The organism is Pseudomonas sp. NPDC087803 (assembly GCF_044742995.1).
Taxonomy (GTDB): domain Bacteria; phylum Pseudomonadota; class Gammaproteobacteria; order Pseudomonadales; family Pseudomonadaceae; genus Aquipseudomonas.
The window spans coordinates 60,066-79,323 of record NZ_JBIUVO010000017.1 but is presented as its reverse complement, the minus strand read 5'-3'; the positions used below and the strand labels follow the sequence as shown (position 1 = coordinate 79,323).

17 protein-coding genes are annotated in these 19,258 nt (G+C 60.7%); 13 read left to right on the top strand and 4 right to left on the bottom strand.

Annotation, left to right across the window (positions count from 1 at the left end; all coding sequences use genetic code 11):
• Positions 1-174: 174 nt before the first annotated feature.
• Entirely contained in the window at positions 175-1,668 is a 1,494-nt protein-coding gene (locus tag ACIOUG_RS12470) for a CoA-acylating methylmalonate-semialdehyde dehydrogenase (RefSeq protein ID WP_047600432.1), read from the bottom strand.
• Positions 1,669-1,744: 76 nt separating this feature from the next.
• A complete protein-coding gene (locus tag ACIOUG_RS12465; RefSeq protein ID WP_003221395.1) occupies positions 1,745-3,094 on the bottom strand; it encodes an aspartate aminotransferase family protein in 1,350 nt (449 codons plus the stop codon).
• Positions 3,095-3,232: 138 nt separating this feature from the next.
• On the opposite strand from ACIOUG_RS12465, the gene ACIOUG_RS12460 reads away from it, so the two are divergent.
• From ACIOUG_RS12460 to ACIOUG_RS12430, 7 genes are all read left to right on the top strand, one after another.
• Positions 3,233-4,153, top strand: coding sequence for a LysR family transcriptional regulator (locus tag ACIOUG_RS12460; protein WP_007968115.1), 921 nt, complete (start codon positions 3,233-3,235; stop codon positions 4,151-4,153).
• Positions 4,154-4,282: 129 nt separating this feature from the next.
• Complete coding sequence (locus ACIOUG_RS12455) at positions 4,283-5,671, top strand: uracil-xanthine permease family protein (protein ID WP_401065784.1); 1,389 nt, start codon at positions 4,283-4,285, stop codon at positions 5,669-5,671.
• Between the two features lie 87 nt (positions 5,672-5,758).
• Complete coding sequence (locus tag ACIOUG_RS12450) at positions 5,759-6,409, top strand: TetR/AcrR family transcriptional regulator (RefSeq protein ID WP_103484553.1); 651 nt, start codon at positions 5,759-5,761, stop codon at positions 6,407-6,409.
• 7 nt (positions 6,410-6,416) lie between these two features.
• Complete coding sequence (locus tag ACIOUG_RS12445) at positions 6,417-6,998, top strand: IMPACT family protein (RefSeq protein WP_401065781.1); 582 nt, start codon at positions 6,417-6,419, stop codon at positions 6,996-6,998.
• A 605-nt stretch (positions 6,999-7,603) separates the two neighbouring features.
• The gene (locus ACIOUG_RS12440; RefSeq protein WP_401065779.1) at positions 7,604-9,151 is read left to right on the top strand and encodes an ABC transporter ATP-binding protein; all 1,548 of its coding nucleotides are present in this window, start codon (positions 7,604-7,606) and stop codon (positions 9,149-9,151) included.
• A 14-nt stretch (positions 9,152-9,165) separates the two neighbouring features.
• Positions 9,166-10,272 carry an ABC transporter permease gene (locus ACIOUG_RS12435; RefSeq protein ID WP_401065776.1) on the top strand — a complete coding sequence of 369 codons (1,107 nt, stop codon included), beginning with the start codon at positions 9,166-9,168 and terminating at the stop codon, positions 10,270-10,272.
• Positions 10,272-11,198, top strand: a complete 927-nt coding sequence (locus ACIOUG_RS12430) for an ABC transporter permease (RefSeq protein WP_401065773.1) — start codon at positions 10,272-10,274, stop codon at positions 11,196-11,198. The genes ACIOUG_RS12435 and ACIOUG_RS12430 overlap by 1 nt, the downstream gene beginning before the upstream one ends.
• Positions 11,199-11,271: 73 nt before the next feature.
• Here ACIOUG_RS12430 and ACIOUG_RS12425 read toward each other — a convergent pair whose 3' ends face one another.
• On the bottom strand, positions 11,272-11,706 hold the full coding sequence (locus tag ACIOUG_RS12425; protein ID WP_401065788.1) for a hypothetical protein: 435 nt from the start codon (positions 11,704-11,706) through the stop codon (positions 11,272-11,274).
• An 82-nt stretch (positions 11,707-11,788) separates the two neighbouring features.
• On the opposite strand from ACIOUG_RS12425, the gene ACIOUG_RS12420 reads away from it, so the two are divergent.
• The 3 genes from ACIOUG_RS12420 to ACIOUG_RS12410 all read left to right on the top strand — a co-directional run bounded on the left by ACIOUG_RS12420 (position 11,789) and on the right by ACIOUG_RS12410 (position 14,455).
• A complete protein-coding gene (locus ACIOUG_RS12420) occupies positions 11,789-12,139 on the top strand; it encodes a MerR family transcriptional regulator (RefSeq protein ID WP_401065771.1) in 351 nt (116 codons plus the stop codon).
• A 25-nt stretch (positions 12,140-12,164) separates the two neighbouring features.
• Positions 12,165-12,851, top strand: coding sequence for an SDR family oxidoreductase (locus tag ACIOUG_RS12415; protein WP_003221379.1), 687 nt, complete (start codon positions 12,165-12,167; stop codon positions 12,849-12,851).
• A gap of 245 nt (positions 12,852-13,096) precedes the next feature.
• Positions 13,097-14,455, top strand: a complete 1,359-nt coding sequence (locus tag ACIOUG_RS12410) for an 8-oxoguanine deaminase (RefSeq protein WP_401065769.1) — start codon at positions 13,097-13,099, stop codon at positions 14,453-14,455.
• Between the two features lie 118 nt (positions 14,456-14,573).
• Here ACIOUG_RS12410 and ACIOUG_RS12405 read toward each other — a convergent pair whose 3' ends face one another.
• Positions 14,574-15,665 (bottom strand): calcium:proton antiporter, encoded by a 1,092-nt coding sequence (locus tag ACIOUG_RS12405; RefSeq protein WP_401065767.1) that lies wholly within the window; start codon positions 15,663-15,665, stop codon positions 14,574-14,576.
• 286 nt (positions 15,666-15,951) lie between these two features.
• Between ACIOUG_RS12405 and ACIOUG_RS12400 the strand changes: the two genes are divergently transcribed.
• The 3 genes from ACIOUG_RS12400 (at position 15,952) to ACIOUG_RS12390 (ending at position 19,169) form a co-directional block, all read left to right on the top strand.
• On the top strand, positions 15,952-17,025 hold the full coding sequence (locus tag ACIOUG_RS12400; RefSeq protein ID WP_401065765.1) for a BMP family ABC transporter substrate-binding protein: 1,074 nt from the start codon (positions 15,952-15,954) through the stop codon (positions 17,023-17,025).
• A gap of 142 nt (positions 17,026-17,167) precedes the next feature.
• Positions 17,168-18,133, top strand: a complete 966-nt coding sequence (locus tag ACIOUG_RS12395; RefSeq protein WP_401065763.1) for a 2-oxoglutarate and iron-dependent oxygenase domain-containing protein — start codon at positions 17,168-17,170, stop codon at positions 18,131-18,133.
• Positions 18,134-18,215: 82 nt separating this feature from the next.
• The gene (locus tag ACIOUG_RS12390) at positions 18,216-19,169 is read left to right on the top strand and encodes an adenosine deaminase (protein WP_103484564.1); all 954 of its coding nucleotides are present in this window, start codon (positions 18,216-18,218) and stop codon (positions 19,167-19,169) included.
• Positions 19,170-19,258: the final 89 nt, after the last annotated feature.

Genomic DNA, 19,258 nt, shown 5'->3' with positions numbered 1-19,258 from the left:
AACTCATTGAATCTCAAGGAGTTTTCCGTTTCGACTGCGCCGGAAGTGGGGCGAATTATAGACCTCCAGAATCTGCCGTCAACCGCTTTTTTCACATTTCTGTCATATCGGTCAAAAAACCCCGAAAACACGAAGGCCGACCTCTAGAGGTCGGCCTTCGTCATGCCCTTCTACTTACAAGCTAGGGAAAGCAAATTGCGAAGCTTCATGGCTCGCACGCTGTGGCCAGCGCTGGGTGATGGCTTTGCGACGGGTATAGAAGCGCACACCATCCGGGCCATACGCATGCAGGTCGCCGAACAGCGAACGCTTCCAGCCGCCGAAACTGTGGTAAGCCACCGGAACCGGCAGCGGCACGTTAACGCCGACCATGCCAACTTCGATCTCGTCGCAGAACAGGCGCGCCGCCTCACCGTCACGGGTGAAGATGCAGGTGCCGTTGCCGTATTCGTGATCGTTGATCAGCTTCATTGCCTCTTCCAGGCTATTGACGCGAACCACGCACAACACCGGCCCAAAGATCTCTTCTTTATAGATGCGCATTTCAGGGGTGACGTTGTCGAACAGGCAGCCGCCGAGGAAGAAGCCGTCTTCGTTACCTGGAATGCTCAGACCGCGACCATCGACTACCAAGGTCGCGCCCGCCGCCACGCCGTCATCCACATAACCGCTGACCTTGTCCCGCGCCTGACCGGTCACCAGTGGGCCCATGTCCAGGCCACACGAAGTGCCGGCACCGATTTTCAGCGCCTTGATCTGAGGGACCAGTTTCGCCACCAGCGCATCCGCCACTTGATCGCCGACGCACACCGCGACCGAAATCGCCATGCAGCGCTCGCCGCAAGAACCGTAGGCCGCGCCCATCAGCGCGCTGACCGCGTTGTCCAGATCCGCATCCGGCATCAGCACCGCGTGGTTCTTCGCCCCGCCCAGTGCCTGGACGCGTTTGCCACGCTTGGTGCCCTCGGCGTAGATGTATTCGGCAATCGGCGTCGAGCCAACGAAGCTCAATGCTTTGACTTCCGGCGCTTCGATCAGCGCGTCCACTGCAGTCTTGTCGCCATGCACCACGCTCAGCACGCCTTTCGGCAGACCGGCTTCGATCAGCAATTGAGCGATCAGCAGCGTCGAGCTTGGGTCACGCTCGGACGGCTTGAGGATGAAGCAGTTACCGCAGACGATCGCCAGCGGGTACATCCACAGTGGCACCATTGCCGGGAAGTTGAACGGTGTGATACCGGCAACCACGCCCAGTGGCTGGAAGTCCGACCAGGCGTCGATGTTCGGGCCGACGTTGCGGCTGTACTCGCCCTTGAGAATTTCCGGGGCAGCGCAGGCGAACTCGACGTTCTCGATACCGCGCTTCAGTTCACCGGCGGCGTCTTCGAGGGTCTTGCCGTGTTCTTCACTGATCAATTGCGAAATCCGTGCTTCGTTCTGCTCCAGCAGTTGCTTGAAACGGAACATCACTTGAGCACGTTTGGCCGGAGGGGTGTTGCGCCATGCCGGGAACGCAGCCTTGGCAGCGTCGATCGCGTGTTGAATGGTTTCACGGGTGGCCAGCGGCAGCTTGTGGATCGCCTGACCGGTGGACGGGTTGAATACATCAACCGCGCGACCGTTCTCGGTCACCAGTTCGCCATTGATCAAATGCGGGATAACGCTCATCGAAAACTCCTGAATTCTTGTGTACAGACGCCCGCATGGGGCGCCTGTTATTCGCAGGTATATATAGAGGAAAAAATCAGTCGAGCTTGTTCAGCACTTCGCCAACCGCGTCGAACAGACGATCGAGGTCTTGCGGCTTGCTGTTGAAAGTTGGGCCGAACTGCAGGGTGTCGCCGCCGAAGCGCACGTAGAACCCGGCTTTCCACAGGGCCATGCCGGCTTCGAACGGACGCACGATGGCGTCGCCGTCACGGGCCGCGATCTGGATCGCACCCGCCAGGCCGTAGTTACGGATGTCGATGACGTTCTTCGAACCTTTCAGGCCATGCAGTGCATTTTCGAAATGCGGGGCAACCTCGGCCACGCTCTGCACCAGGTTTTCCTTTTGCAGCAGATCGAGTGCCGCCAGGCCAGCGGCGCACGCCACCGGGTGGGCCGAGTAGGTGTAGCCGTGGGGGAATTCCACCGCGTATTCCGGAGTCGGCTGATTCATGAAGGTCTGGTAAATCTCGGAGCTGGCAATCACCGCGCCCATCGGGATCGCGCCGTTGGTGACTTGCTTGGCGATGCACATCAGGTCCGGGGTCACGCCAAAGCTCTCGGCGCCGAACATCGAACCGGTGCGGCCGAAGCCGGTGATCACTTCGTCGAACACCAGCAGGATGTTGTGCTGATCACAGATTTCGCGCAGACGTTTCAGGTAACCCTGAGGCGGCACCAGTACGCCAGCGGAACCGGCCATTGGCTCAACGAACACCGCCGCGATGTTCGACGCGTCGTGCAGTTCGATCAACTTCAGCAGTTCATCGGCGAGGGCGATACCGCCCTGCTCCGGCATGCCACGGGAGAATGCGTTGCTGGCCAGCAGCGTGTGCGGCAGGTGATCGACATCCATCATCGCCTGACCGAACAGTTTACGGTTGCCGTTGACGCCGCCGAGGCTGGTGCCGGCGATGTTCACGCCGTGATAACCACGGGCACGGCCGATCATTTTGGTCTTGGTCGACTGGCCTTTCAGGCGCCAGTAGGCACGGACCATTTTCACCGCGGTATCGGCACACTCGGAGCCGGAGTCGGTGAAGAACACGTGGTTCAGGTTGCCCGGGGTCAGGTCAGTGATTTTCTCGGCCAACTGGAACGACAGCGGATGGCCGTACTGGAAGCCTGGCGAGTAATCGAGGGTGCCCAGTTGCTTGGATACCGCTTCCTGGATTTCCTTGCGGGTGTGCCCGGCGCCGCAGGTCCACAGACCGGACAGCGAATCGTAGATCTTGCGGCCCTTGTCATCGAACAGCCAGCTGCCTTCGGCACCAACGATCAGACGCGGATCGCGCTGGAAGTTGCGGTTGGCGGTGTACGGCATCCAGTGCGCGTCCAGCTTCAGTTGGCTGGCCAGTGGCGACGGCGCGTTTTCAGGCATGTTCATCGGGCAAAACCTCGCAGGGCATAAGCATCAGGGAGATAAAAAGCGTTGTTGCAGCTAAATTGCCACGGCGATAAAGTCGGTGAAATCCAACTTTTCTAACCTTCAGTTAGAAGCCTGCTAAACAATGAGAACAACAGCATGAGCAGTCGTCGCCCCGATCCGCTGGCGCAGGTCAGTGATTTTGATATTCGTCTGCTGCGAATTTTCCGCAGCGTGGTCGAGTGCGGTGGTTTCTCGGCGGCGGAAACCGTGCTCGGCATCGGGCGCTCGGCGATCAGCCAGCAAATGAGCGATCTGGAGCAGCGTCTCGGCCTGCGTCTGTGCCAACGCGGTCGCGCCGGGTTTTCGCTGACCGAAGAGGGCCGCGAGGTGTATCAATCGGCGTTGCAGCTATTAAGTGCGCTGGAAAGTTTCCGCACCGAGGTCAACGGCCTGCACCAGCACCTGCGAGGCGAACTGATCATCGGCCTGACCGACAACCTCGTCACCCTGCCCCACATGCGCATCACCCATGCCCTCGCCCAATTGAAGGAGCGCGGGCCGGACGTGCAGATCCAGATCCGCATGATCGCGCCCAATGAAGTCGAACAAGGCGTACTCGACGGTCGCCTGCATGTCGGCGTGGTGCCACAGGCCAGCGCGCTGTCGGGGCTGGAATATCAGCCGTTGTACAGCGAACGCTCGCTGCTTTATTGCGCGGTCGGTCATCCGCTGTTCTATGTCGATGACAAGCAATTGGATGACGAGCGTCTTAATAGTCAGGACGCGATTGCCCCGACGTTTCGTTTGCCGGCGGAGATTCAGGCGCATTACCAGGCGCTCAATTGCACCGCCAGTGCGTCTGACCGCGAGGGCATGGCGTTTTTGATTTTGACCGGGCGTTATATCGGTTATCTGCCGGATCACTACGCCAGCCTGTGGGTGCAGCAGGGGCGCTTGCGTGCGCTGAAATCGACGACGCGGTTTTATGATTTGAGTCTGGCATCGGTCACGCGCAAGGGACGACGCCCTCATTTGGTGCTGGAGAGCTTTCTTGAAAGCCTGGCAGCGACGCGTTGAAAGCAAGATCAAAGGATCGCAGCCTTCGGCAGCTCCTACATTGGAAGGTTTACAAGCAGAAAGCTGAGCAAGTGGACAGGTTTTTGCAGTGAAGGCTGAACTCGATCCCTGAACAAGAAGCCCTCAGCCATGCAGCCAGATTCTGAACCGTCCAGCGAACTGATCTATGGTCTTAATGACCGCCCGCAACCACCCGCCGCGATCCTCGCCGCCCTGCAACACGTGCTCGCCAGTTTCGTCGGCATCATCACCCCGCCGCTGGTGATCGGCTCGGCCCTTGGCCTGACCGCGCATCTGCCGTACCTGATCAGCATGGCGCTGATGGTGTCCGGGGTCGGCACCTTTATTCAGGCGCGGCGGCCGTTCGGCATCGGCGCCGGGATGATCTGTCTGCAAGGCACCAGTTTCGCCTTTCTCGGCGCGGTACTGTCGGCCGGGTTTCTGGTCAAGCAGCGTGGCGGCAGCCCGGAAGACATTCTGGCGATGATCTTCGGCGTGTGCTTTTTCGGCGCCGTGGTACAGATCGTCCTCAGCCGTTTCATCGGTCAGTTGCGCCGGGTCGTCACGCCGCTGGTGACCGGAATTGTCATCACTCTTATCGGCGTCAGTCTGATCAAGGTCGGCATCACCGATCTGGGCGGTGGTTTCAATGCGCCGGACTTCGGCGCGCCGGGCAATCTGGCGCTGGGCGTGTTCGTGTTGCTGACGATCATCCTGCTCAACCGCTCGAACACGCCGTGGGTGCGGCTGTCGGCAATCATCATCGGATTGCTGCTCGGCAGTCTGGCCGCGTGGTTCAGTGGCAAACTGGTTCCGCAGGCGTTGCCTGACTTGCCCCTGGTCAGTCTTCCCACACCGTTCAAGTTCGGTTTCAGCTTCGACTGGACGGCTTTCCTGCCGGTCGCGCTGATTTATCTGATCAGCACCATCGAAACCGTCGGCGACCTCACGGCCAACTGCATGCTCGCCCGCCAGCCGATCAGCGGCCCTTCTTATATAAGCCGACTGCGCGGCGGCGTCCTCGGTGACGGCGTGAGCTGCATGATCGCCGCGACCTTCAGTGCCTTCCCCAACACCACGTTTGCGCAGAACAACGGCGTGATCCAGTTGACCGGCGTCGCCAGCCGTTATGTCGGGCTGTACATCGGCGCGATCCTGTTTTGTCTCGGCCTGTTCCCCATGATCGGCGCGGTGCTGCAGCAAATCCCGAAACCGGTGCTTGGCGGCGCCACGCTGGTGATGTTCGGCAGCGTCGCAGCGGCCGGGGTGCGGATTCTTGCGCAGTCGCCACTGGACCGACGCAGCATGCTGATCATCGCCACTTCGCTCGGCGTCGGTCTGGGCATTGCCGCGCAACCGAACCTGCTGCACTTGCTGCCGAAACTGGTGCAAAACCTGTTCGATTCGGCGATCACCAGCGGCGGCCTGACCGCGATCATCCTGTGCCTGTTGCTGCCGGAGGCGAAAACCTCCAGCGTCGAATCCGCCGCGCCGCTGAACAAGATCGAACAGGCGTAACGGTTTTATTGCATCAGGACTTGTCGGATGCCTGTGGGTGCGTTATCAACGCAACTGGTTGCACCCACAGACAAACCGGAAGTGCCTATGACCTTTGAAGTCCCCGCTCATGGCGGCAAACCCGCCAGCCGCATTCGTCAGAAGAACGAAGAGACCATCCTCAAAGCCGCCGAAGACGAGTTCGCCCGTCACGGTTTCAAAGGCACCAGCATGAACACCATCGCGCAGAATGCCGGGTTGCCCAAAGCGAACCTGCATTACTACTTCACCAACAAGTTGGGGTTGTACGTCGCGGTGCTGAGCAACATCATCGAACTGTGGGACAGCACCTTCAACACCCTGACGGCCGAGGACGATCCGGCCGAAGCGCTGACCCGCTACATTCGCGCCAAGATGGAATTCTCCCGCCGCCAGCCGCAGGCCTCGCGCATCTTTGCGATGGAAGTGATCAGCGGTGGCGAATGCCTGACCGAGTATTTCAACCAGGACTACCGCGCCTGGTTCCAGGGCCGCGCAGCCGTGTTCCAGGCGTGGATCGATGCCGGCAAGATGGACCCGGTGGATCCGGTGCACCTGATTTTTCTGCTGTGGGGCAGCACCCAGCATTACGCCGACTTCGCCACGCAGATCTGCCGCGTCAGCGGGCGCAGCAAGCTGACCAAACAGGACATGGAAGACGCCGGCAACAATTTGATTCGCATCATTCTCAAAGGCTGCGGCCTCACCCCGACTATTTAAGACGTTTATGCCTTTCACCCTCAGCGGTTTTTGCGAGTACCGCGAAGAGATTCGCAAAAGCCGCTTCATCACCTTCGCCGCGCCGATCGGCAGCCCCGCCGACGCGCAGGCGTTCTTTGAACAACACAGCGACTTGAATGCCTCGCACAACTGCTGGGCGTGGAAATTTGGCGCGCAATACCGCAGCAACGACGACGGCGAACCCGGCGGCACCGCAGGACGGCCGATTCTGGCAGCCATCGAAGCGCAGGATTGCGATCAGGTCGCGGTGCTGGTGATTCGTTGGTATGGCGGTATTCAACTGGGCACTGGCGGGTTGGCCCGGGCCTATGGCGGCGGCGCGAACAAGTGCCTGCAAGCGGCGGCGAAAGTCGAGTTGATCAGCCGTGTGCCGCTCAGTTGCGCCTGCGGCTTTGCCGAGTTGGCGTTGGTGAAGCTGCGCGTGGCGGATCTGGGTGGCTTGGTAGTGGAAGAAAACTTCACGGCTAATGGCGTTGAGTTGCAGTTGGCGCTGGGCGAGGCGCAGATCGGGTTGCTGCAAACGCAATTGGCGGATTTGAGCCGTGGGCGGATTGTGCTGCAGCGTTAGTAGAGCAAAAGATCGCAGCCTTCGGCAGCTCCTACACAGGACTTTGCGTTTCCCTGTAGGAGCTGCCGAAGGCTGCGATCTTTTAGGGCATCGACGAATTCCGTTATTCCAGCAACTTGCCCACATCTGCTGTGCACCCGACTGTGGATAACCTGAGTACATTCCGCTGTAACCCTTCTGTCACGTGGCTTTGCGCGATTTGCTCACTTTTCGTCCATTCCACATGAAAAAAGATTAATCCCACGTAAAAACAAACAGTTAGCGCTGTTTATCACCATTGGGAGATAACACCGCAGCGCTTATGCCAAGGATTTCCAATTGCGCACAAATACTGTGGAGCAACCTGTGGATAACCCGTTCATGGCTGGCGCAGCCGCAGATTCTGCATAGGCCCCACGCACTTGCTCGTTTTTTGATCAGTTGTCAGCGAACAAAACTGGAGCCTGATCAACGGCTTTGCTCTCAATTGGTGCCGTACATTCTGATTTTTTTCCCTCCGATGCTCTACGGCAACCGTTGCCGTGCAAGGGCCAGCGAGGTTCCTGACTCAATGGCCAGGAAATTGCTTTATCCACAGGCACAAGTCCAAGCCAGTCGAGCCTGTCATGCCAAGCCCAGATTCAATCCCGCGCCTGCAACTGCGCCAGATCAGCAAACGCTACCCCGGTTGTCTGGCCAATGACGCCATCGACTTGAGCATCGCGCCCGGGGAAATCCACGCCCTGCTCGGTGAGAACGGCGCGGGCAAAAGCACGCTGATGAAGATCATCTACGGCGTGACCCAGGCCGATTCCGGCGAAATGCTCTGGCAGGGGCAACGGGTGAATATCCGCAACCCGGCGCAGGCCCGGCAGTTGGGGATCGGCATGGTGTTCCAGCATTTCTCGCTGTTCGAAACCCTCAGCGTCGCGCAGAACATCGCTCTGGCCATGGGCGCCAAAGCCGGGACACCGAAACAGCTTGAGCCGAAGATTCGCGAAGTGTCGCGCCGCTACGGCATGGCGCTGGAGCCGGAGCGACTTGTCCACAGCCTGTCGATTGGCGAGCGGCAACGGGTGGAGATCATTCGTTGCCTGATGCAGGACATTCGCCTGCTGATCCTCGACGAGCCGACGTCGGTGCTGACGCCGCAAGAGGCCGACGAACTGTTCATCACCCTGCGCCGTCTCGCCGCCGAGGGCTGCAGCATTCTGTTTATCAGCCACAAACTCGCGGAAGTGCGCGCGCTGTGCCATAGCGCCACGGTCTTGCGCGGCGGGCGGGTCGCCGGGCATTGCCTGCCGGCCGAATGCTCGGATCAGCAGTTGGCGCAGATGATGGTCGGCGAAGCAGCGGCGTTGATCGGCGAATACCCGAAGGTCAGCGGCGACGCGGAGTTTCTACAGGTCAGCGGCTTGAGCTGGCACAACCCGGATCCCTTCGGCTGCTCGTTGAGCGAAATCAACCTGCAAGTACGCAGCGGCGAAATCGTCGGCATCGCCGGGGTCGCGGGCAATGGACAGGATGAGTTGCTGGCACTGCTCAGCGGTGAACAGACCCTGCACCGCGACAGCGCGACAACGATTTGTTTCGCCGGACAAGCGGTCGCTGATTTGCGCCCGGATGCACGGCGCCAACTCGGTCTGGCGTTTGTCCCGGCAGAACGCCTGGGCCACGGCGCGGTGCCGGAACTTAGTCTCGCCGACAACGCTTTGCTCACGGCCTTTCAACAGGGGCTGGTGCGCAATGGTTTGATCGAGCGCGGCAAAGTCGAAGCCCTTGCCCAGCAGATCATTCAGCACTTCGGCGTGAAAACCCCGGGCACTCACGCGGCCGCGCGCAGCCTGTCCGGCGGCAATCTGCAGAAATTCATTCTTGGCCGGGAAATCCTCCAGCAACCGAAACTGCTCGTCGCGGCGCACCCGACCTGGGGCGTGGACGTCGGCGCAGCGGCAACCATTCACCGCGCACTGATTGCCCTGCGCGATGCCGGCGCAGCGATCCTGGTGATCTCTGAAGACCTCGACGAACTGTTCCAGATCAGCGACCGCCTCGGCGCCCTGTGCGCGGGGCGTCTGTCGCCGCTGCAGAACGCCACGGACACCCTGCTGAGCGATGTCGGCGGCTGGATGGCCGGGCACATCAACCACGCGCATTCATCGGCCACGGCCTGACGGAGTTTCCCAACATGCTGCTTTCCCTCGAACCCCGTGGCCAGCAATCGCGCCTGATGCTGTGGTGCTCGCCGTTGCTGGCGGCGCTGCTGACCCTCGGCTGCGGCTCGCTGCTGTTCATCGCCCTGGGGCATGACCCGCTGCAAACCTTGCACACGTTGTTGATCGCACCGGTCAGCGATCTGTATGGCGTCTCCGAACTGCTGGTCAAGGCGCTGCCGATTCTGCTTTGCGCACTTGGTCTGGCCGTGGCTTATCAAGCGCGAATCTGGAACATCGGCGCCGAAGGCCAATTGCTCCTCGGCGCACTCGCCGGCAGTGCCTTGGCGGTGAATATCATCGACCTGCAAAATCGTTGGGCACTGGTGCTGATCCTGCTCACCGGCACCTTCGCCGGCGCCGCTTGGGCCGGGCTGACGGCGTGGTTGCGCACGCGCTTCAACGCCAACGAAATCCTCACCAGCATCATGCTCAATTACATCGCGCTGAACCTGTTGCTGTTCTGCGTGCACGGGCCGCTGAAAGATCCGGCCGGCTACAACTTTCCCGAGTCGGCGATGTTCGGCGACGCCAGCCGCCTGCCGCTGCTGATGGAGGATGGCCGGGTGCACGCCGGGGTGTATTTCGCCCTGCTCGCACTGGTTGCGGTGTGGGTGTTGCTGCAGAAAAGCTTTGTCGGTTTCCAGATCAAAGTGCTCGGTCTGGATAAACGTGCGGCGGGGTTTGTCGGCTTTCGCGAGAAACGCCTGATCTGGCTCGCGCTGCTGATCAGCGGCGGCCTGGCCGGGCTGGCCGGGGTCTGCGAAGTCACCGGGCCGATCGGCCAATTGGTGCCGCAAGTTTCGCCGGGGTATGGGTATGCGGCGATCACCGTGGCGTTTCTCGGGCGGCTGAATCCGATCGGGATTCTGTTCTCCAGTCTGTTGATGGCGCTGCTGTACATCGGCGGCGAGAGCGCGCAAATGACCCTGAATCTGCCGCAAGCGATCACCCAACTGTTCCAGGGGATGATGCTGTTTTTCCTGCTGGCCTGCGACGTGCTGATTCTCTATCGGCCACGCCTGAAACTGCGCTGGGCACGGCGCGCGTCGACCACCGCCGTAACCGCCGGAGCGCTGTGATGGATATCGATCTGCTGAGCAATATTTTCTACGCCATGGTGCGTTGCGGCACGCCATTGTTGCTGGTGGCGCTGGGTGAGTTGATCTGCGAGAAGAGCGGCGTACTCAACCTCGGGCAGGAAGGGATGATGCTGTTTGGCGCGGTGATCGGTTTTATCGTCGCCCTCAACAGCGGCAACCTGTGGCTCGGCGTGTTGCTGGCGATGCTCGCGGGGATGCTCTTGTCATCGCTGTTTGCCTTGGTGGCGCTGGTGTTCAACGCCAACCAAGTGGCGACCGGTCTGGCGCTGACGATCTTCGGTGTGGGCCTGTCGACCTTTGTCGGCGCGGCGTGGGTCGGCAAGCCGCTGGCCGGGTTCGAGCCGTTGGCGATTCCGTACTTGAGCGAAATTCCGTTGATCGGACGGATGCTGTTTGCCCAGGATCTGCTGGTGTATCTGTCGTTCGCGCTGTTTGCGCTCGTGGCGTGGGTGATCATCAAAAGTCGTGTCGGCTTGATCATTCAGGCCGTTGGCGAGAACCCGGACGCGGCCAGCGCGATGGGCCTGCCGGTGCTGACCGTGCGCACGCTGGCGGTGCTGTTTGGCGGGGCGATGGCCGGGTTGGCGGGGGCTTATCTGTCGCTGGCGTACACGCCGATGTGGGCCGAGAACATGACCGCCGGACGCGGCTGGATAGCCCTGGCGCTGGTGGTGTTTGCCAGTTGGCGGGTGTGGCGCTTGTTGCTCGGGGCGTATCTGTTTGGCCTCGCCAGCATCCTGCACCTGGTGGCGCAGGGGTTGGGGCTGGCGATTCCGTCGAGTCTGCTGGCGATGCTGCCGTATGTGGCGACGATTGTGGCGTTGGTGCTGTTGTCGCGGGATGCGGTGCGGACTCGGCTGTATGCGCCGGTTTCGCTAGGGCAGCCTTGGCAGGCTGGGCATTAAGGCGGTGATTTCACTGGCCTCATCGCTGGCAAGCCAGCTCCCACAGGTTTTTGCGGTGTGATATGGATTTCACTTACACCCTCGATCTCTGTGGGAGCTGGCTTGCCAGCGATGGGGCCCTGACAGGCAAAACTTGTGCAACACCCCACGCCAGTTCGAAGACCAGAAAAACCACCAGCAGCGAGCTGGCGCCATGGGCCAGGGCATACACCTGCCACGCCGCAAACAGCAACCGCGCCACCGCGTCATAGCGCCCATAAAGCGCCTGCGGATCACGAATCCGCAGCACCGCCCACACGCACACCACCGAACCCAACAGATTCGCCATCAACACATGCGCCGGTGCGAACGCCGGCAGTTCACCGGGCAAATCCAGCGCCTGACTCAGCGCCGTCAACGCCCCATGCAACGCGGCAAAACTCCACGGCGTGGCAAACGCCGCCGTGACGATCAGGTCATACCAGGCGCTGCCGCGCACCACGTTGCGATACTGGGTCGAAGTCCACATCATCCATGCTCCAAAATTCAGGGAGCACTCACGGTAAAGCCTGGAGTATGCTCCAGGGTCAAGACCTCTTTTGAGACCCCGCATGCGCATCGGTGAATTAGCCCAGGCCAGCGCCGTCAGCCGCGATACCTTGCGTTTCTACGAGCAGCGCGGGCTGATCGCGGCGCAACGCAGTGCCAACGGTTACCGCGACTACCCGCCGGAAATGCTGCAACTGGTGCTCTACATCAAGACCGCGCAGCGCCTGGGTTTTACCCTCGGCGAAATCGGCAACAGCGTCGCCGCATTATGGAACGCGCCCGACCCGGAAAATGCCGTGGCGCAACTGTTGCGCGACAAACTGCAATTGATCGAAACCCGCATGAGCGAACTCGATGTGTTGCGACGAGAGTTGCAACACCGACTCGGTCAGGCGTGTCCATTGAATCCGTGAACCGTAACTTTCAAGGAATCCCGTCATGTCCCAGGCAAAAAACGCACTGATCATCGGCGCCTCCCGTGGCTTGGGCCTCGGGCTGGTGAAAACCCTGTTGGCCGACGGCTGGCAAGTGACCGCCACCGTGCGCAATCCGCAAAAGGCCGAGGCGCTGCAAGCGCTGGGTAACGTGCGGATCGAGAAACTCGACATGGACGACCAGCAAGCAGTGATCGCCCTGAGCCAGCAGCTCAAGGGTGAGACCTTCGACCTGCTGTTCGTCAACGCCGGGGTCAAAGGTCCGGAGGTGCAAACCCCGGGCGGCGCGACCCTGGCCGAAGTCGGCCAGTTGTTCTTCACCAACGCCGTGGCCCCGATCAACCTCGCGCAGCGCTTCGTCGGGCAGATCCGCGACGGCAGCGGCGTGCTGGCGTTCATGAGTTCCGGCCTGGGCAGCGTCACCGTACCGGACGCGCCGGAGCTGGCGCTGTACAAGGCGAGCAAGGCCGCGCTGAACTCGATGACCAACAGTTTCGTCACCCAATTGGGCGAGCAGAAACTCACCGTGCTGTCGTTGCATCCCGGCTGGGTGAAGACGGACATGGGCGGTGAAGGCGCCGACCTGGATGTGGAGACCAGCACTCGCGGGCTGATTGATCAGGTGAATGCGTATACCGGCAAGGGCGGGCATCACTTCATCAACTACAAGGGTGAAACCATTCCTTGGTAAGCACTGAAAACCACCTGTAGGAGCTGCCGCAGGCTGCGATCTTTTGATTGTAAAAAACAAGATCAAAAGATCGCAGCCTGCGGCAGCTCCTACAGGGGGGATGTGTTGACTGTCGGGTCGGGCTTGCCCGATCCGGCGATTTGTTTGAAACTCCGCACCTCGTCCTTCGCGGCGACCCTGGATCAGCAGACAGGGCAACACTGAGCTGGCAACCCTGAACCCAACTTTCAGAGGAGCCGGCCACAATGCCTGCGACCCGTACCTGGTTAAAAAATCCCCTCGCCATTTTCACGGCCAACGCGCTCGATGCCCGTGGCGGTCTGGTGCTGCAAGACGGCGTGATCGTCGAACTGCTGGCAGCCGGTCAGCAACCGTCCGCGCCATGCAATGAAGTGTTCGATGCCCGCGAGCATGTGATCCTGCCGGGCCTGATCAACACCCACCATCACTTCTATCAAACCCTGACTCGCGCCTGGGCGCCGGTGGTCAATCAGCCGTTGTTCCCGTGGCTGAAAACCCTGTACCCGGTGTGGGCGCGGCTGACCCCGGAAAAACTCGCCCTCGCGACCAAAGTGGCTTTGGCTGAACTGCTGCTGTCGGGTTGCACCACCGCCGCCGACCACCATTACCTGTTCCCGGACGGTCTGGAAAACGCCATCGACGTGCAAGTCGACACCGTGCGTGAACTGGGCATGCGCGCCATGCTCACCCGCGGTTCGATGAGCCTCGGCGAGAAGGACGGCGGCCTGCCACCGCAGCAGACCGTGCAGGAAGGTCAGGTGATTCTCGACGACAGTCAGCGGCTGATTCATGAGTACCATGAGCGCGGCGACGGTGCGCAAATCCAGATCGCCCTGGCACCGTGCTCGCCGTTTTCGGTGACCCCGGAAATCATGTCGGCCAGCGCCGAACTGGCGAACAGACTCGACGTGCGCCTGCACACCCATCTGGCCGAAACCCTCGACGAAGAGGATTTCTGCCTGCAGCGCTTCGGCCTGCGCACCGTCGATTATCTGGACAGCGTCGGCTGGCTCGGCCCGCGCACGTGGCTGGCCCATGGCATCCACTTCAACTCGGACGAAATCGCCCGCCTCGGCCAGGCCGGCACCGGTATCTGCCATTGCCCGAGTTCGAACATGCGCCTGGCTTCCGGTATCTGCCCGAGCATCGATCTGACCGATGCCGGCGCGTTGTTCGGTCTGGGCGTGGACGGCTCGGCCTCCAACGACGCGTCGAACATGATCCTCGAAGCGCGGCAGGCGCTGTACATCCAGCGTCTGCGTTACGGCGCCGAAAAGATCACCCCGGAGCGCGTGCTCGGCTGGGCGACCAAAGGCTCGGCGAGCCTGTTGGGCCGTACCGACATTGGTGAGCTGGCGGTGGGCAAGCAGGCGGATCTGGCGTTGTTCAAGCTCGATGAGCTGCGGTTCTCGGGTAGCCATGATCCGATTTCGGCGCTGCTGTTGTGCGGTGCGGATCGTGCGGATCGGGTGATGATTGGTGGCAAGTGGCGGGTGATTGATGGTCAAGTCGAAGGCCTTGACCTCAAAGGCTTGATCGCCGATCACAGCCAGGCAGCTCGCCAGTTGATCGCCGGCACCTGATCCAACAAAGAACCCTGTAGGAGCTGCCGAAGGCTGCGATCTTTTGATCTTGTTTTTTAAAATCAAGATCAAAAGATCGCAGCCTTCGGCAGCTCCTACAGGGGGATTTGTGGTGTTCTTAGAGGCCCAGCAGGGAGAGCATGATAAACGTCGCAAACAGCACAAAGTGCGTCATGCCCTCGATCGCATTGGTCTCGCCGTCATTCAGGTTGATCGCACTGACGATCAGCGTGATGAAGATCATCACCGTCTGCACCGGCGTCATCGCCATCTGAAACGGCTGGCCGGTGTACAGCGCCATCGCTTCCATCACCGGCACCGTGAGGATCACCGTCGACAGTGACGCGCCCATCGCAATGTTCACCACCGACTGCATGCGGTTAGCCAACGCGGCACGCAACGCCGTCAGAATCTCCGGCGCTGCGGAAATCGCCGCCACCAGAATCGCCGTGATCACCGGCGGTGCGCCCGTGCCTTCCAGGCCCAGATCAAGGGTCTTGGACATCACTTCGGCCAATGCGCCGATCACCACCACCCCGAACACCAGAATGCCGATCGACCAGGTCAGGCTCAGCGGTTTCGGCTCATCCTCCACCGGTGCTTTCTTGCGGCGTTTATCCGGGTAGCTGTAGCTGAAAAAGTAACTGTGCGGGCCGACCTGCATGCGCAGGAACAGCGCGTAAAGCACCACCATCGCACCGATGGTGAACGCTGAATAAATCTTCCAGTTGGCCGCCGGAATAAACTCCGGCACCACCATCGACACGCCCATCGCGGTGAGGATCATCACGCTGTAGCTGCGCGCCGAATCATCGTTGTACGACTGCTCGCCATGCTTGAGCCCGCCCATCAACGCCGCAAGACCGAGGATACCGTTGATGTCGAGCATCACCGCCGAATAGATGGTGTCACGCACCAGCGTGGCGGACGCCTCGTTGCTCATCATGATCGCCAGGATCACCACTTCCACCAACACCGCCGCGAGGGTCAGGATCATCGTGCCGTAGGGGTCGCCGACTTTTTCCGCGAGCAGTTCGGCATGATGGGCGACGCGCATCGACGCGGCGACGATGAAGGCGATCAGCACCAGGCCAGAAATCAGCGCGACGATCTGGCCGCTGTGGAGCATCCAGTGTTCTAGCGGATAGGCGATGCACGCGGCAATCACCGCCAGCAATAGAAAGCTTTCTTGCTTGAGGATCGTGAGCATGGCGGGCCTTTTTGCCGAGAGGTTCGAATGAGCTACTGACTGCGGCGCGGCGCTAATGTTTCGTTACACCTTAGCGCACCAGCCGATGGCAGCTGGTTCAGTCATGCACTTTTATCGGCCTTGCCGGCCTCTTCGCGAGCAGGCTCGCTCCCACATTTGATCGCGTAGCCCTGTGGGAGCGAGCCTGCTCGCGAAGGCTACACCTCGGTTTCGGATTGTTTGTTGTCCTGTTGGTCAGCAATTTGCATTGCCCCTGTCCACACACAACAAAATGGAGCTCCAATTCATGCAAATACGTCCGCTGCACAACCTGCTGTGCGCCGCCATCGGTCTGGGGATCAGCCTGAGCGCCAGCGCTGCCGATCCGCTGAAGGTCGGTTTCGTCTACATCGGCCCGATCGGCGACCACGGCTGGACGTATCAGCATGAACAGGGGCGCAAGGCACTGGCGGAAAAATTTGGCGCGCAGATCAGCACCAATTACGTCGAGAACGTGGCCGAGGGCGCCGACGCCGAGCGGGTGATCCGCAACATGGCCAAGGACAACTACGACCTGATCTTCACCACCTCCTTCGGCTACATGAACCCGACGCTGAAAGTCGCCAAGCAGTTTCCCAAGGTGACCTTCGAACACGCCACAGGCTACAAACAGGACAAGAACCTCGGTACCTATCTGGCTCGTACTTATGAGGGTCGTTACGTCGGCGGCTTCCTCGCGGCGAAGATGACCAAGAGCAAGAAAATCGGCTACGTCGCCTCGTTCCCGATTCCGGAAGTGATCCGCGACATCAACGCGATCCAGCTGGCGCTGAACAAGTACAACCCCGGCACCGAGATCAAAGTGGTGTGGGTCAACTCGTGGTTCGACCCGGGCAAGGAGGCCGATGCGGCCAACGCCCTGATCGATCAGGGCGTGGACGTGGTGTTCCAGCACACCGACAGCCCGGCGCCGATCCAGGCCGCCGAACGGCGTGGTGTGTACGCGGTGGGTTACGCCTCGGACATGGCGCACTTCGGCCCGAAAGCGGTGCTGACCTCGATCGTCAACGACTGGGCGCCGCACTACATCCAAGCCACGCAAAGCGTGATCGACCACAGCTGGAAATCCCAGGACTACTGGGGCGGGCTGAAGGAAGGCACGGTTGAGCTGCCGATCAGCGACCTGGTACCGGCACCGGTGAAAGCCGAGGCCGAACAGATCATTGCCGACATCAAGAGCGGTGCGCTGCAACCGTTCACCGGGCCGATCAAGGATCAGGCCGGGGTCGAGAAAATCCCTGCGGGGGTGAGTGCGACGAATGCCGAACTGGCGTCGATGAACTATTACGTGGAAGGGATGAAGGCCGAGATGCCGAAGTAATTTTTACTACCGACACAGACCCTGTGGGAGCTGGCTTGCCAGCGATGAGGCCCTCACATTCAACATCATTGTTGCCTGTCAGACCGCTATCGCTGGCAAGCCAGCTCCCACATTTGATCTTCAGCGTATTCAAGGATTGTGTATGGATCAGCTCCCGATCATCGATATCAGCCCGCTCTATTCCACCGAGCAAAACGCCTGGCCTGCCGTGGCAGAAAAGATCGACCTGGCCTGCCGCGAATGGGGCTTTTTCTACATCAAGGGCCACCCGATTACCGCGCAGCGCATCGACTCGCTGCTCGACCACGCCCAGCGTTTTTTTGCGCTACCGGCAGAAGAAAAACTGCAGATCGACATCACCCAGACTCGCCACCATCGCGGCTACGGCGCCATCGCCACCGAACAGCTCGACCCGGACAAACCCAGCGACCTCAAAGAAACCTTCGACATGGGCCTGCACCTGCCGGCGAACCATCCTGAAGTGCTCGCGGAAAAACCCTTGCGCGGGCCCAACCGCCATCCGCCAATCGCCGGTTGGGAAGCGCTGATGGAGCAGCACTACCTCGACATGCAGGCGCTCGCGCAAACCCTGCTGCGGGCAATGACCATCGCGCTGGGCATCGAGCGCGACTTCTTCGACACCCGCTTCCATCAGCCGGTCAGTGTGCTGCGGATGATCCACTACCCGCCGCGCCACACCGCCAGCAGCGCCGAACAGCAAGGCGCCGGGGCGCACACCGATTACGGCTGCATCACCCTGCTCTATCAGGACAGCGCCGGCGGCTTGCAAGTGAAGAACGTCAACGGTGAATGGATCGACGCGCCGCCGATTGACGGCACCTTCGTGGTCAACCTCGGCGACATGATGGCGCGCTGGAGCAACGATCGTTACCGCTCGACCCCGCACCGGGTGATCAGCCCGCTGGGGGTGGATCGCTATTCGATGCCGTTCTTCGCCGAGCCGCACCCGGACACCCGTATCGAATGCCTGCCCGGTTGCCAGGACGCACAGCATCCGGCGAAATATCCCACCACCACCTGCGCCGAATTCCTGCTGTCGCGCTTCGCCGATACCTACGCCTATCGTCGCGAGCCGCAAGCGGTGTGATGGATCGCTTGGTCAGGTTTTGCCAATTGTTTCGGCGCGCATCTGTAGAATGGCCGCCATCTGCACCTGATGAGAAAAGAATATGTACGATTGGCTCAACGCCCTGCCCAAGGCCGAACTGCACCTGCATCTGGAAGGCTCGCTGGAGCCTGAGTTGCTGTTCGCCCTGGCCGAACGCAACAAGATCGCCCTGCCGTGGAGCGATGTCGAAACCCTGCGCAAGGCCTACGCCTTCAACAACCTGCAGGAATTCCTCGACCTGTATTACCAGGGCGCCGACGTGCTGCGCACCTCGCAGGACTTCTACGACCTGACCTGGGCCTACCTGCTGCGCTGCAAAGCGCAGAACGTGATTCACACCGAACCGTTCTTCGACCCGCAGACCCACACCGACCGTGGCATCCCGTTCGAAGTGGTGCTCAACGGCATCGCCGCGGCACTCAAGGATGGCGAGCAGCAACTGGGCATCACCAGCGGTTTGATCCTGAGCTTCCTGCGCCACCTGAGCGAAGACGAAGCACAGAAAACCCTCGATCAGGCGCTGCCGTTCCGTGATGCGTTTGTCGCCGTCGGCCTCGACAGTTCCGAGATGGGTCACCCGCCAAGCAAGTTCCAGCGTGTGTTCGACCGCGCCCGTGACGAAGGCTTCCTGACTGTTGCCCACGCCGGTGAAGAAGGCCCGCCGGAGTACATTTGGGAAGCCATCGACCTGCTGAAAATCCAGCGCATCGACCATGGCGTACGCGCCATCGAAGACGAGCGCCTGATGCAGCGGATCATCGACGAGCAGATCCCGCTGACCGTGTGCCCACTGTCGAACACCAAGCTCTGCGTGTTCGATCACATGTCGCAGCACAACATCCTCGACATGCTCGAGCGTGGGGTGAAGGTCACCGTCAACTCCGATGACCCGGCGTACTTCGGCGGGTACGTCACCGAGAACTTCCATGCGCTGCATGAACACCTGGGCATGACCCAGGATCAGGCCAAGCGCCTGGCGCAGAACAGCCTGGATGCGCGCCTGGTAAAACCATAAAAACGCTGAAGTTCCAATGTGGGAGCGAGCCTGCTCGCGAAGGCTTCGTGTCAGTCACAGTTTGAGTTGTCTGACACACCGCTTTCGCG

What these genes read in the sequence shown, in the direction of transcription:
- ACIOUG_RS12425 (WP_401065788.1), bottom strand. Translation starts at nt 11,706, where the DNA reads ATGTGGACTTCGACCCAGTATCGCAACGTGGTGCGCGGCAGCGCCTGG.
- ACIOUG_RS12405 (WP_401065767.1), bottom strand. Translation starts at nt 15,665, where the DNA reads ATGCTCACGATCCTCAAGCAAGAAAGCTTTCTATTGCTGGCGGTGATT.
- ACIOUG_RS12390 (WP_103484564.1), top strand. Translation starts at nt 18,216, where the DNA reads ATGTACGATTGGCTCAACGCCCTGCCCAAGGCCGAACTGCACCTGCAT.
- ACIOUG_RS12395 (WP_401065763.1), top strand. Translation starts at nt 17,168, where the DNA reads ATGGATCAGCTCCCGATCATCGATATCAGCCCGCTCTATTCCACCGAG.
- ACIOUG_RS12435 (WP_401065776.1), top strand. Translation starts at nt 9,166, where the DNA reads ATGCTGCTTTCCCTCGAACCCCGTGGCCAGCAATCGCGCCTGATGCTG.
- ACIOUG_RS12400 (WP_401065765.1), top strand. Translation starts at nt 15,952, where the DNA reads ATGCAAATACGTCCGCTGCACAACCTGCTGTGCGCCGCCATCGGTCTG.
- ACIOUG_RS12440 (WP_401065779.1), top strand. Translation starts at nt 7,604, where the DNA reads ATGCCAAGCCCAGATTCAATCCCGCGCCTGCAACTGCGCCAGATCAGC.
- ACIOUG_RS12465 (WP_003221395.1), bottom strand. Translation starts at nt 3,094, where the DNA reads ATGAACATGCCTGAAAACGCGCCGTCGCCACTGGCCAGCCAACTGAAG.
- ACIOUG_RS12430 (WP_401065773.1), top strand. Translation starts at nt 10,272, where the DNA reads ATGGATATCGATCTGCTGAGCAATATTTTCTACGCCATGGTGCGTTGC.
- ACIOUG_RS12445 (WP_401065781.1), top strand. Translation starts at nt 6,417, where the DNA reads ATGCCTTTCACCCTCAGCGGTTTTTGCGAGTACCGCGAAGAGATTCGC.
- ACIOUG_RS12420 (WP_401065771.1), top strand. Translation starts at nt 11,789, where the DNA reads ATGCGCATCGGTGAATTAGCCCAGGCCAGCGCCGTCAGCCGCGATACC.
- ACIOUG_RS12415 (WP_003221379.1), top strand. Translation starts at nt 12,165, where the DNA reads ATGTCCCAGGCAAAAAACGCACTGATCATCGGCGCCTCCCGTGGCTTG.
- ACIOUG_RS12410 (WP_401065769.1), top strand. Translation starts at nt 13,097, where the DNA reads ATGCCTGCGACCCGTACCTGGTTAAAAAATCCCCTCGCCATTTTCACG.
- ACIOUG_RS12460 (WP_007968115.1), top strand. Translation starts at nt 3,233, where the DNA reads ATGAGCAGTCGTCGCCCCGATCCGCTGGCGCAGGTCAGTGATTTTGAT.
- ACIOUG_RS12470 (WP_047600432.1), bottom strand. Translation starts at nt 1,668, where the DNA reads ATGAGCGTTATCCCGCATTTGATCAATGGCGAACTGGTGACCGAGAAC.
- ACIOUG_RS12455 (WP_401065784.1), top strand. Translation starts at nt 4,283, where the DNA reads ATGCAGCCAGATTCTGAACCGTCCAGCGAACTGATCTATGGTCTTAAT.
- ACIOUG_RS12450 (WP_103484553.1), top strand. Translation starts at nt 5,759, where the DNA reads ATGACCTTTGAAGTCCCCGCTCATGGCGGCAAACCCGCCAGCCGCATT.